Genomic DNA, 12,619 nt, shown 5'->3' with positions numbered 1-12,619 from the left:
CGTTTGTCGCGCCGGATCGAGCTCCTGCATAACTCCTTAAATCCGAATCGATAGCGCGTCAGAAAAGACGCGCGACGCCGGTATGTCACGGATGATCGCCTATCCCGTCGAAGTGGCCTATGCAGGCGATACGGCGCGGGCCGATGGACGGACCCGACCGGCTGCCCTTGCTTGGGCCGGCCTATGCCTTCAGGTGGAGCCGCGCCGCGTAAAGTGCGATCGCCGCCGCATTGGAGACGTTGAGCGATTTGATCGCGCCCGGCATGTCGAGACGGGCAAGTGCGTTGACGGTTTCCCGCGTCTTCTGCCGAAGCCCCTTGCCCTCCGAGCCAAGCACCAGCGCCACTTTCCCGCCGGAGAAGGTGCCTTCGAGCGGCGCCGGCCCTTCCGAATCGAGGCCGATGGTGGAAAAACCGAGCTTGTGCAATTCGCCGAGCGCATCGGCGAGATTGGTAACTTGTATATAAGGTATCAGTTCCAGCGCGCCGGAGGCGGACTTGGCGAGTACGCCCGATTCGGTCGGGCTGTGTCGCTGCGTGGTGATCACCGCACCCGCATTGAAGGCGACGGCCGAGCGCATGATCGCGCCGACATTGTGCGGATCCGTGACTTGGTCGAGGACGAGCAGGAGGGGGCTGTCCTTCAGAGCTTCGAGCCGGCGTACCGGGAGTGGCCTTGTTTCCAGCATCACGCCCTGATGGATCGCCTCGGGGCCGAGCACCTTGTCGATATCCTGCGGCGAGACGATCTCGAAGGGCATGCCGAGCGCCTCGACGTCGACTTCGAGCCGCGCGAGCGCGTTCTGCGTCACGAACAGCTTGATCTTCTTGCGCTCGGGATTATCGAGCGCCGCGCGCACCGTATGTAGGCCATAGAGATGCACCTGGTCGGGCGCAAGCGCCGGCGGCTTCCAGTCTTCGCCGCCGCGCTTTCGCTTCTGCGGCTGAGGCGTCGGAATCTCCCCGCGTTCGCGCTTGGCGTCGCGGTGGGCGCGCCGCAGAGTGGCGTAATGCGTATCCTTGGCGGATGGGTCTGTCGCGGTCTTGCCGCCGGATTTGTTGTCTTTGCTCATGCAGCTTTATAGCCATGGCGCTCGCTGCCGCATAGGCTTTCTTTCATATGCCGGCTTTCGGTGGCGAATGAAATTTTTCGTGTTTTTTCCGTTGTCATCGTGTTGACAGACTGAAATGCTCCGGTCATATACGCGGCGCAGACGACGGGCAGCAACGCTTCGAAGTCTGACGAACTTGGTCTTGCGATCCGGACGAAAACTGGAGAGATGCCCGAGTGGTTAAAGGGGACGGACTGTAAATCCGTTGGCTCAGCCTACGTTGGTTCAAATCCAACTCTCTCCACCATTCGTCATCGGATCGGACCACCCCGCGGGTATAGCTCAATGGTAGAGCAGCAGCCTTCCAAGCTGAATACGCGGGTTCGATTCCCGCTACCCGCTCCAGTTTCCGTTACGCTACTTTATTCGACCGCTGCTGCCGTAGTCCCCGAGATGTCTCCGGCGCGGGCGGAGAAGCTGACGATTGCGATTATCGACTGGCAGGGAAGGCGCTCGACGCTGAACGGCTATGGTGTGTCTTCGGCGGTCAATGCGATTTTCTTTAAGATTTCAGCGATTTTCGAGGGGGCTTTGGCGAATCGCCTTGCAGGCGGCGAATTGTCTCCCATATGCGCTCTCAGGCCAAGAATGGCGTCTGCAATTAAGTCTTGCGCAATGTCGCCGAAAGCCTTAAACGGCGGCACTAAACCGGTTCGCCGGGGCCACCATTTTCGTTCACAGGAAGCATTCAAATGGGAAAGAGTAAGTTTGAGCGCAACAAGCCGCACGTCAACATTGGCACGATTGGCCACGTTGACCACGGCAAGACGTCTCTGACGGCAGCGATCACGAAGTACTTCGGTGAGTACAAGGCGTACGATCAGATCGACGCGGCTCCGGAAGAAAAGGCCCGTGGCATCACCATCTCGACGGCGCACGTCGAGTATGAGACGCCGGCCCGCCACTACGCGCACGTCGACTGCCCCGGCCACGCCGACTACGTCAAGAACATGATCACCGGTGCTGCCCAGATGGACGGCGCGATCCTGGTGTGCTCGGCCGCTGACGGCCCGATGCCGCAGACGCGCGAACACATCCTGCTGGCTCGCCAGGTCGGCGTTCCGGCAATCGTTGTGTTCCTGAACAAGGTCGACCAGGTAGACGACGCCGAGCTTCTCGAACTGGTCGAGCTCGAAGTTCGCGAACTGCTGTCGTCCTACGACTTCCCGGGCGACGATATCCCGGTCGTCAAGGGTTCGGCCCTTGCTGCTCTCGAAGATTCGGACAAGAAGATCGGCGAAGACGCGATCCGCGAACTGATGGCTGCTGTTGACGCCTACATCCCGACGCCTGAGCGTCCGATCGACCAGCCGTTCCTGATGCCGATCGAAGACGTGTTCTCGATCTCGGGCCGCGGCACGGTTGTGACCGGCCGCGTCGAGCGTGGCATTGTCAAGGTTGGCGAAGAAGTCGAGATCGTCGGCATCCGCCCGACCTCGAAGACGACGGTGACCGGCGTTGAAATGTTCCGCAAGCTGCTCGATCAGGGCCAGGCTGGCGACAATATCGGTGCGCTGATCCGCGGTGTGAACCGTGACGGCGTCGAGCGTGGCCAGATCCTGGCCAAGCCCGGCTCAGTCAAGCCGCACAAGAAGTTCATGGCAGAAGCCTACATCCTGACGAAGGAAGAGGGTGGCCGTCATACGCCGTTCTTCACCAACTACCGTCCGCAGTTCTACTTCCGCACGACCGACGTGACGGGCATTGTGACGCTGCCGGAAGGCACGGAGATGGTGATGCCGGGCGACAACGTCACGGTTGCCGTCGAGCTGATCGTTCCGATCGCGATGGAAGAAAAGCTGCGCTTCGCTATCCGCGAAGGCGGCCGCACCGTCGGCGCCGGTATCGTCGCGTCGATCGTCGAATAACTTTCGAGTTATCCGCAATTATGAAGACCCCGCTGGAAACAGCGGGGTTTTTCATTTTCATGGCTTCCTGTAGGCTTAACAGGTGTTGTAAAAATATCGTTAAATTGGCCTGTCACAGTATTTTGTTCATCTCACGTTCAGAAACCGGTTTGTGATTGGACCATTGTAGTCCAGACTCCTTCTTGCAAAGAGGAGAGCCCGGATGATTCCAAAGGCCACATTCGCTGCGACGATATTCGCGATGTATGTTTTCACGATGTTTTTCATCGCTGCAATTCCGCAAGAAGTTGTTCAGTCTGCCGTAGTGCAGATTGGCGAGGTAAGTGTCGTCAAGTGACGACCTTTGCCGAGCATCGCAGGGTTCTGCGATGATCGGAAATGATCGGCCAGGTGCTCCCGGATAGGATGCTCCTGGCGACGCGGGGGTGAACCCTTGCAGGACGCTCGCTTGCTCTTCGCGCGGAAGCGTCTATCTATGCCTCCGATTTCATGACGCGGAGGATATTCCATGAAAAGACGTATTCTGTTCACTGGCGGGTCTGGCAAGGCAGGTCGCCATGCTGTGCCATGGCTCGTCAATGCCGGTTACGAGGTTCACAACCTCGATCTTGTGCCGCTGGATAGCCCCGGCGTCACCAATCTCATCGCCGACATCACCGATAGCGGTCAGGTGTTCAACGCGCTCTCGATGCATCGCGATTTTCCCGATCTCGACGCGGGCAGGGGCGTGCAGCCCTTCGACGCCGTCGTGCATTTCGCCGCCATCCCGCGCATCCTGATCAAGCCCGATAACGAAACCTTCAGGATCAACACGATGGGCACCTATAATGTCATCGAGGCGGCGGTGAAGCTCGGCATCAGGAAGATCATCGTCGCATCGAGCGAGACGACCTACGGCGTCTGCTTCGCCGAAGGCCACCGCGATTTCCACCAGTTCCCGCTGGAGGAGGATTACGACGTCAATCCGATGGATTCCTACGGCCTTTCGAAGGTGGTCAACGAAAAGACGGCGCGCGCCTTTGCCGAACGTTCGGGCTTCGACATCTATGCGCTGCGCATCGGCAACGTCATCGAGCCTGACGACTACGAGAAGTTCCCGACCTATTTCGCCAATCCCGAGATGCGCAAGCGCATCGCCTGGAGCTATATCGACGCCCGCGACCTCGGACAGATTTGCCATCTCTGCATCGAGAAGGACGGCCTCGGCTATCAGGTCTTCAATGCCGCCAATGACACCGTATCGGCCAATACGCCATCGAAGGAGCTTGCGAAGCGATTCTTTCCGAACGTGCCTTTCACTCGCGAGATCGGCGAATATGAGAGCCTGCTCTCCAACCGCAAGATCCGCGAGGTGCTGGGCTTCAGGGAGGAGCACGATTGGCGGAAATATGTGAAGGTCTGAACGGATCTGGTCACGCGATTGAAAAGCCGATCGTTCGCATATCAGGAGAATGGCTTTGAAAATCGAAAATCGTGCTTGCCAATCCCGTGTCGTCGTCTTAAAGGGAGCGCCATGCTTTTCAGCAGCGATTTGCGGGCCTTGGCTCAGGCGCTGAATGATCGGTATGAAGGGGTATAGCTCAGTTGGTAGAGCGGCGGTCTCCAAAACCGCAGGTCGTAGGTTCGAGCCCTACTGCCCCTGCCATTTTCCTTGATGCGGGACAGCGCGGATATGCTCGCGGCATTTCCGGCCGAGGATTGATTGGTGGTAAGTAATTTCGTTAAACTTCGGTTTCCCTCTTGTGTATTCGGAAATCGGTGTTTATTTAGGGTTCAACAGACACGCGGTGCGTGGGGCTGATAGTTTCAGCTTTACGCGCCGTAATTGCGTGGGCAGTCGATGGCATCCAAATCCAATCCGTTTGCGTTTCTGCAGCAGGTTCGCTCCGAGACGTCCAAAGTTACATGGCCATCGCGCCGCGAGACCATGATCTCGACGGTCATGGTGCTGGTGATGGTGGTTTTCGCCGCGCTGTTTTTCTTTGCCGCTGACCAGCTGATCGGCTGGGCTCTGAGCTTCGTGCTGAATACCGGCAACTGATACGGGTGGAGATGAAAATGGCGGCACGTTGGTACATCGTCCACGCATATTCTAATTTTGAAAAGAAGGTGGCTGAAGATATCGAGAACAAGGCTCGCCAGAAGGGGCTTGAGCACCTGTTCGAGAAGATCCTCGTGCCGACCGAAAAGGTGGTGGAAGTGCGTCGCGGCCGCAAGGTCGATTCCGAGCGCAAGTTCTTCCCGGGCTATGTCATGGTTCGTGCCAATCTGACGGACGAAGCCTACCATCTGATCAAGAATACGCCGAAGGTCACGGGCTTCCTCGGCTCCGACAATAAGCCCGTTCCGATTCCCGACTACGAAGCCGAGCGCATTCTCGGTCAGGTCCAGGAAGGTGTCGAGCGGCCGAAGGCTTCCATTACCTTCGAGATCGGCGAGCAGGTCCGCGTTTCCGACGGCCCATTCGCGTCGTTCAATGGCACGGTTCAGGATGTGGACGAAGAGCGTTCGCGCCTGAAGGTGGAAGTGTCGATCTTCGGCCGCGCAACGCCGGTCGAGCTGGAATACGCTCAGGTCGAGAAGGTCTGATTGCAGAAACCGGAATCTGGCCCTTGCGGCCTGTTTCCTGCGGACCTTGTCCGCACCCGCGTGGAAGGTGAGGGGGTCTTAGCCGGACCCTGATGATCCGTACCACGCAACCGCAGCCGCCGGAGAGATCCGGCATCACGGGCCGGGCGACTGGCCGTTCATGAAAGGCAGAGAGATATGGCTAAGAAAGTTGCAGGCCAGCTCAAGCTTCAGGTCAAGGCAGGATCGGCAAACCCGTCCCCGCCGATTGGTCCGGCGCTTGGTCAGCGTGGCATTAACATCATGGAATTCTGCAAGGCGTTCAATGCCGCCACGCAGGAAATGGAAAAGGGTATGCCGATCCCGGTCGTCATTACCTATTACCAGGACAAGTCCTTCACCTTCGCGATGAAGCAGCCGCCGGTCAGCTACTGGCTGAAGAAGGAAGCGAAGATCACATCCGGTTCCAAGACGCCCGGCAAGGGCGCCAAGGCCGGCTCCCTCACCAAGGCTCAGATCAAGTCGATCGCAGAAGCCAAGATGAAGGATCTGAACGCAGCGGATATCGAAGGTGCAATGGCGATGATCGAGGGCTCTGCCCGCGCCATGGGCCTGGAAGTGGTGGGTTAAGATCATGGCTGGTAAGCGCACGCAGAAGATCAACGAAGGTGTTGATCCCACCAAGCTCTACGCTCTGACCCTGGCCATCGGCATGGTCAAGGAACGGGCTGTCGCCAAGTTCGACGAAACCATCGAAGTCTCGATGAACCTCGGCGTTGACCCGCGCCATGCGGACCAGATGGTTCGCGGCGTCGTCAACCTGCCGAACGGCACGGGCCGTACGGTTCGCGTTGCCGTCTTCGCACGTGGCGCCAAGGCTGACGAAGCCAAGGCCGCCGGTGCCGATATCGTCGGCGCCGAAGAGCTTGTCGAGATCGTCCAGGGCGGCAAGATCGAATTCGATCGTTGCATCGCCACCCCCGATATGATGCCGCTCGTCGGCCGTCTCGGTAAGGTTCTCGGCCCCCGCGGCATGATGCCGAACCCGAAGGTCGGCACCGTCACCATGGACGTCGCCGGAGCTGTCAAGGCTTCCAAGGGTGGTGCTGTCGAGTTCCGCGTCGAGAAGGCTGGCATCGTCCATGCCGGCATCGGCAAGGCCTCTTTCGACGCCAAGGCTCTGGAAGAAAACATCCGCGCCTTTGCTGACGCCGTCATCAAGGCGAAGCCGGCAGGCGCCAAGGGCAACTACGTCAAGCGCGTGGCGATTTCCTCGACCATGGGTCCGGGCGTCAAGATCGAGCCCGGCTCGGTCACCGGTGCGCCGGCCGCATAAGGTTACTGCCGGGCTTTAAATCCGGCGACTGAATTTCCGGCCTCGCAAGGGGCCGGAATATTCCGGAGAAATCCGGAATCCTGTCCGAGATTGCAGGTGGTTTTCCCTTAATCACTTAGCCTGCATGAGACGGGTAAGACCCGAATTGCATGAAGTTCGCTTCTAGGAACTCGGTTCGAGCCTTGGATGCCTTGTGCCTCTTTAGCCTTGATTGGCGCGAGAGCGCGGGGGGACAGGATCCTCAAGCGTCGCTTGGGATCTCGCATGATCCCAGGAGGCAAAAGGCAACCGGCGGGCCCGTTTTTGGTCCCGCCAACTGGAGATAGGCAGTGGAAAGAGCGGAAAAACGCGAATTCGTCACGGAACTGAACGAAGTCTTCAAGGCTTCGGGCTCAGTTGTCGTGGCCCACTATGCTGGTGCTACAGTCGCGCAGATGAACGATTTTCGTTCGAAGATGCGCGCAGCTGGCGGCACCGTCAAAGTCGCGAAGAACCGCCTGGCCAAGATCGCCCTTCAGGGTACGGAAGCGGAAGGGATGTCCAATCTCTTCAAGGGTCAGACGCTGATTGCATACAGCACCGATCCGATCACCGCTCCGAAAGTCGTCATGGATTTCGCCAAGACCAATGACAAGATCATTGTTCTGGGCGGCGCCATGGGAACAACCACGCTCAACGCCGATGCAGTCAAGTCGCTTGCGACCCTGCCTTCGCTCGATGAGTTGCGTGCGAAGCTGCTGGGCATGATCCAGACACCGGCTACCCGCATCGCTGGGGTTGTTGCAGCACCGGCAAGCCAGCTTGCCCGCGTGTTTGCGGCCTACGCCAAGAAGGACGAAGCCGCGTAAGGCGGTTTTTCGCTGTTTATAATCAACCGGTTCGAACCGAACAAAAGGAACTAGTAAAATGGCTGATCTCGCAAAGATCGTTGACGACCTCTCCTCGCTGACCGTTCTGGAAGCTGCAGAACTGTCGAAGCTTCTTGAAGAAAAGTGGGGCGTTTCCGCTGCTGCTCCGGTAGCTGTTGCTGCCGCTGCCGGCGGTGCTGGCGCTGCTGCTGTCGTTGAAGAAGAAAAGACCGAATTCGACGTCATCCTCGTCGAAGCTGGTGCCAACAAGATCAACGTCATCAAGGAAGTCCGCGCCATCACGGGTCTCGGCCTCAAGGAAGCCAAGGACCTCGTCGAAGCCGCTCCGAAGGCTGTCAAGGAAGGCGTCAACAAGGCTGAAGCCGCTGACATCAAGAAGAAGCTTGAAGACGCTGGCGCCAAGGCCGACGTCAAGTAATCTTGAACTGCTTTGGGAGGCAGTATTTCTACTGCCTCCCATTTGCCGTTTTTCTGAACGAATTACCCAAAAGCCGCGTCGAAACGGCTTTTGGGTAATGGGTTCTTCAAAAGGATGGTCTCGCACCGAGGGCAGCACAGCAATCCGAGCTGAGCGTTTTCTGGAGTCGGACGAGATTGAACTACTCATTGATTGACGGGATCGACTGGCCATCGGTTCCCGTCCGTTGCAGGCCCGGGTGCAAGATTTTGAAGGAGCGACGATGGCTCAGACCCTTTCGTTCAATGGTCGCAGGCGCGTACGCAAGTTTTTTGGTAAGATCCCCGAAGTCGCAGAAATGCCGAACCTCATCGAGGTTCAGAAGGCGTCCTACGACCAGTTTCTAATGGTTGAAGAGCCGAAGGGCGGCCGACCCGACGAAGGTCTTCAGGCCGTTTTCAAGTCGGTTTTCCCGATCACCGATTTCTCCGGTGCATCGATGCTGGAATTCGTGTCCTACGAGTTCGAACCGCCGAAGTTCGACGTTGACGAATGCCGTCAGCGCGACCTGACCTATGCCGCGCCGCTGAAGGTGACGCTGCGCCTCATCGTGTTCGATATCGACGAGGATACCGGCGCGAAGTCGATCAAGGACATCAAGGAACAGTCCGTCTACATGGGCGACATGCCGCTCATGACCAACAACGGCACGTTTATCGTCAACGGCACCGAGCGCGTGATCGTTTCCCAGATGCACCGTTCGCCGGGCGTCTTCTTCGACCATGACAAGGGCAAGAGCCATTCTTCCGGCAAGCTGCTCTTTGCTGCGCGCGTCATCCCCTATCGCGGTTCCTGGCTCGATATCGAATTCGACGCCAAGGACATCGTCTACGCCCGTATCGACCGCCGCCGCAAGATCCCCGTGACGTCGCTGCTGATGGCGCTCGGCATGGACGGCGAGGAAATCCTCGACACCTTTTACACGAAGTCGCTCTACAAGCGCGACGGCGAAGGCTGGCGCATTCCCTTCAAGCCGGAAACGCTGAAGGGTGCCAAGGCGATCACCGAGATGGTCGACGCCGATACCGGCGAAGTCGTCGTGGAAGCCGGCAAGAAGCTGACCCCGCGCCTGCTGCGCCAGCTTTCCGACAAGGGCCTGAAGGCACTCAAGGCCGCCGACGACGATCTTTACGGCAATTACCTTGCCGGCGACATCGTCAACTACTCCACGGGTGAGATCTACCTCGAGGCCGGCGACGAAATCGACGAGAAGACGCTTGGCGTCATCCTGGCGAATGGTTTCGACGAGATCCCGGTTCTCGGCATCGATCACATCAATGTCGGCGCCTATATCCGCAACACGCTGACAGCTGACAAGAACGAGAACCGTCAGGACGCTCTGTTCGACATCTATCGCGTCATGCGTCCGGGTGAGCCGCCGACCATGGAATCGGCCGAAGCCATGTTCAACTCGCTGTTCTTCGATGCGGAGCGTTACGACCTCTCCGCCGTCGGCCGCGTCAAGATGAACATGCGCCTCGACCTGACCGTCGAAGACACCGTCCGCATCCTGCGCAAGGACGACATCCTGGCCGTGGTCCGGATGTTGGTCGAACTGCGCGATGGCAAGGGCGAGATCGACGACATCGACAACCTCGGCAACCGCCGCGTCCGTTCGGTCGGCGAGCTGATGGAAAACCAGTACCGTCTCGGCCTGCTGCGCATGGAGCGCGCGATCAAGGAACGCATGTCCTCGATCGAGATCGACACGGTCATGCCGCAGGACCTGATCAACGCCAAGCCGGCCGCCGCTGCCGTTCGCGAATTCTTCGGTTCCTCGCAGCTCTCGCAGTTCATGGACCAGGTCAACCCGCTCTCGGAAATCACCCACAAGCGCCGTCTTTCGGCTCTTGGCCCGGGCGGTCTGACCCGTGAGCGTGCCGGTTTCGAAGTCCGCGACGTGCATCCGACCCACTATGGCCGCATCTGCCCGATTGAAACGCCGGAAGGCCCGAACATCGGTCTCATCAACTCGCTTGCGACCTTTGCCCGCGTCAACAAGTACGGCTTCATCGAAAGCCCGTACCGCCGCATCGTCGACGGCAAGGTGACGAACGACGTGCTCTACCTCTCCGCCATGGAAGAGGCGAAGTACTACGTCGCACAGGCCAACGCCGAGATGAACGCTGACGGTTCCTTCGTCGATGAATTCGTCGTCTGCCGTCATGCCGGTGAAGTTATGCTCGCCCCGCGCGACAGCATGAACCTGATGGACGTCTCGCCGAAGCAGGTCGTTTCGGTCGCGGCCGCGCTCATCCCGTTCCTGGAAAACGACGACGCCAACCGCGCGCTCATGGGCTCGAACATGCAGCGTCAGGCAGTGCCGCTGCTGCGTGCCGAAGCTCCGTTCGTCGGTACCGGCATGGAACCGGTCGTCGCCCGTGACTCCGGTGCCGCCATCGGCGCCCGCCGCGGCGGCGTGGTCGACCAGGTCGACGCGACGCGTATCGTTATCCGCGCCACGGAAGACCTCGAAGCCGGCAAATCCGGCGTCGATATCTACCGCCTGCAGAAGTTCCAGCGTTCGAACCAGAACACCTGCGTCAACCAGCGCCCGCTGGTCACCGTCGGTGACGAGGTCAACCGCGGCGACATCCTCGCCGACGGCCCGTCGACCGATCTCGGCGACCTGGCGCTCGGCCGCAACGCGCTCGTCGCGTTCATGCCTTGGAACGGCTACAACTACGAAGACTCGATCCTGCTCTCCGAGCGTATCGTTGCCGACGACGTGTTCACCTCCATTCACATCGAGGAATTCGAAGTGATGGCGCGCGACACCAAGCTTGGTCCTGAGGAAATCACCCGCGATATTCCGAACGTTTCGGAAGAAGCGCTGAAGAACCTCGACGAAGCCGGCATCGTCTATATCGGCGCTGAAGTTCAGCCGGGCGATATCCTCGTCGGCAAGATCACACCGAAGGGCGAAAGCCCGATGACGCCGGAAGAAAAGCTTCTGCGCGCCATCTTCGGCGAAAAGGCCTCCGACGTGCGCGACACCTCCATGCGCATGCCGCCCGGCACTTACGGCACGATCGTCGAAGTTCGCGTCTTCAACCGCCACGGCGTTGAAAAAGACGAGCGCGCGATGGCGATCGAGCGCGAAGAAATCGAGCGTCTGGCAAAGGACCGTGACGACGAGCAGGCGATCCTCGACCGTAACGTCTACGGCCGTCTGATCGAGATGCTGCGCGGCCAGGCTTCCATTGCCGGCCCGAAGGGCTTCAAGAAGGGCAGCGAGCTTTCGAACGCCGTCGTCTCCGAATATCCCCGCTCGCAGTGGTGGATGTTCGCGGTCGAAGACGAAAAGGTCCAGAGCGAGCTCGAAGCGCTCCGTGGTCAGTACGACGAATCCAAGTCGCGCCTTGAACAGCGCTTCATGGACAAGGTCGAAAAGGTCCAGCGCGGCGATGAAATGCCTCCTGGCGTCATGAAGATGGTCAAGGTCTTCGTCGCCGTAAAGCGCAAGATCCAGCCGGGCGACAAGATGGCCGGCCGCCACGGGAACAAGGGCGTCGTCTCGCGCATTGTGCCAGTGGAAGACATGCCGTTCCTCGAAGACGGCACGCATGTCGACGTCGTTCTGAACCCGCTCGGCGTGCCTTCGCGCATGAACGTCGGCCAGATCCTCGAAACCCATCTGGGTTGGGCTTGCGCCGGCATGGGTCGCCAGATCGGCGAACTGATCGATGCATACAAGGCCAATGGCAACATTGAGCCGCTGCGCAAGACCATCGGCGATGTCGTCGGTACCGGCCCGAAGGCCGAACAGGTCCATGAGTTCGACGATGATTCGGTTCTGCGTCTCGCCGACCAGTGGAAGCGTGGCGTTTCGATTGCGACGCCTGTTTTCGACGGTGCGAACGAAGCCGACGTCAACGACATGTTGCGTCTGGCAGGTCTCAAGGATACCGGTCAGTCGACGCTCTATGACGGCCGTACCGGCGAGCAGTTCGACCGCCAGGTGACCGTGGGCTACATCTACATGCTGAAGCTCAACCACCTGGTCGACGATAAGATCCATGCTCGTTCGATCGGTCCTTACTCGCTCGTGACCCAGCAGCCGCTGGGTGGCAAGGCGCAGTTCGGCGGTCAGCGCTTCGGCGAAATGGAGGTCTGGGCGCTCGAAGCATACGGCGCGGCCTACACGCTGCAGGAAATGCTAACGGTGAAGTCGGACGACGTCGCCGGCCGCACCAAGGTCTACGAAGCCATTGTTCGCGGAGACGACACGTTCGAAGCCGGTATTCCGGAAAGCTTCAACGTTCTCGTCAAGGAAATGCGCTCGCTAGGCCTCAGCGTCGAGCTCGAGAACACAAAGCTTGACGAGGCGCAGGCAGCTCAGCTGCCCGACGCGGCCGAGTAAGCACTTGATAGGGCGTGCGCTGCCAATGCGGCGCACGCCGGTCCCGC

11 protein-coding genes and 3 tRNA genes are annotated in these 12,619 nt (G+C 59.3%); 13 read left to right on the top strand and 1 reads right to left on the bottom strand.

The features are described from left to right. Window positions 1–181 precede the first annotated feature (181 nt). The gene (gene rlmB / locus BS629_RS13835) at window positions 182–1,072 is read right to left on the bottom strand and encodes a 23S rRNA (guanosine(2251)-2'-O)-methyltransferase RlmB (protein ID WP_018241633.1); all 891 of its coding nucleotides are present in this window, start codon (window positions 1,070–1,072) and stop codon (window positions 182–184) included. A gap of 201 nt (window positions 1,073–1,273) precedes the next feature. On the opposite strand from rlmB, the gene BS629_RS13830 reads away from it, so the two are divergent. The 13 genes from BS629_RS13830 (at window position 1,274) to rpoB (ending at window position 12,572) form a co-directional block, all read left to right on the top strand. Continuing rightward, window positions 1,274–1,358: transfer RNA gene (locus BS629_RS13830), tRNA-Tyr, on the top strand. A 24-nt stretch (window positions 1,359–1,382) separates the two neighbouring features. Next, window positions 1,383–1,456 (top strand) — tRNA-Gly (locus BS629_RS13825). A gap of 347 nt (window positions 1,457–1,803) precedes the next feature. After that, the gene (tuf, locus tag BS629_RS13820; protein WP_018241634.1) at window positions 1,804–2,979 is read left to right on the top strand and encodes an elongation factor Tu; all 1,176 of its coding nucleotides are present in this window, start codon (window positions 1,804–1,806) and stop codon (window positions 2,977–2,979) included. A gap of 202 nt (window positions 2,980–3,181) precedes the next feature. After that, window positions 3,182–3,316 (top strand): hypothetical protein, encoded by a 135-nt coding sequence (locus BS629_RS40220; RefSeq protein WP_003547509.1) that lies wholly within the window; start codon window positions 3,182–3,184, stop codon window positions 3,314–3,316. A 171-nt stretch (window positions 3,317–3,487) separates the two neighbouring features. Then, a complete protein-coding gene (locus BS629_RS13815; protein WP_018241635.1) occupies window positions 3,488–4,381 on the top strand; it encodes an NAD-dependent epimerase/dehydratase family protein in 894 nt (297 codons plus the stop codon). A gap of 167 nt (window positions 4,382–4,548) precedes the next feature. Then, window positions 4,549–4,624 (top strand) — tRNA-Trp (locus BS629_RS13810). A 195-nt stretch (window positions 4,625–4,819) separates the two neighbouring features. Beyond that, window positions 4,820–5,020, top strand: coding sequence for a preprotein translocase subunit SecE (gene secE, locus BS629_RS13805; protein ID WP_003547514.1), 201 nt, complete (start codon window positions 4,820–4,822; stop codon window positions 5,018–5,020). Window positions 5,021–5,037: 17 nt separating this feature from the next. Then, the gene (nusG, locus tag BS629_RS13800; protein ID WP_003547516.1) at window positions 5,038–5,568 is read left to right on the top strand and encodes a transcription termination/antitermination protein NusG; all 531 of its coding nucleotides are present in this window, start codon (window positions 5,038–5,040) and stop codon (window positions 5,566–5,568) included. 177 nt (window positions 5,569–5,745) lie between these two features. Further along, the gene (gene rplK / locus BS629_RS13795; protein ID WP_003547518.1) at window positions 5,746–6,177 is read left to right on the top strand and encodes a 50S ribosomal protein L11; all 432 of its coding nucleotides are present in this window, start codon (window positions 5,746–5,748) and stop codon (window positions 6,175–6,177) included. A gap of 4 nt (window positions 6,178–6,181) precedes the next feature. Beyond that, window positions 6,182–6,883 (top strand): 50S ribosomal protein L1, encoded by a 702-nt coding sequence (gene rplA, locus BS629_RS13790; RefSeq protein WP_012757015.1) that lies wholly within the window; start codon window positions 6,182–6,184, stop codon window positions 6,881–6,883. A gap of 329 nt (window positions 6,884–7,212) precedes the next feature. Further along, a complete protein-coding gene (rplJ, locus tag BS629_RS13785; RefSeq protein WP_003547522.1) occupies window positions 7,213–7,731 on the top strand; it encodes a 50S ribosomal protein L10 in 519 nt (172 codons plus the stop codon). A 58-nt stretch (window positions 7,732–7,789) separates the two neighbouring features. Continuing rightward, window positions 7,790–8,170 carry a 50S ribosomal protein L7/L12 gene (gene rplL, locus BS629_RS13780; RefSeq protein ID WP_018241636.1) on the top strand — a complete coding sequence of 127 codons (381 nt, stop codon included), beginning with the start codon at window positions 7,790–7,792 and terminating at the stop codon, window positions 8,168–8,170. A gap of 262 nt (window positions 8,171–8,432) precedes the next feature. After that, entirely contained in the window at window positions 8,433–12,572 is a 4,140-nt protein-coding gene (gene rpoB, locus BS629_RS13775; RefSeq protein ID WP_018241637.1) for a DNA-directed RNA polymerase subunit beta, read from the top strand. Window positions 12,573–12,619: the final 47 nt, after the last annotated feature.

It is taken from the genome of Rhizobium leguminosarum bv. viciae USDA 2370 (genome assembly GCF_002008365.1).
Classification (GTDB): domain Bacteria; phylum Pseudomonadota; class Alphaproteobacteria; order Rhizobiales; family Rhizobiaceae; genus Rhizobium; species Rhizobium leguminosarum.
Note: the sequence above shows the minus strand (reverse complement) of the source record. Positions and strands in the feature narration are given on the sequence as shown.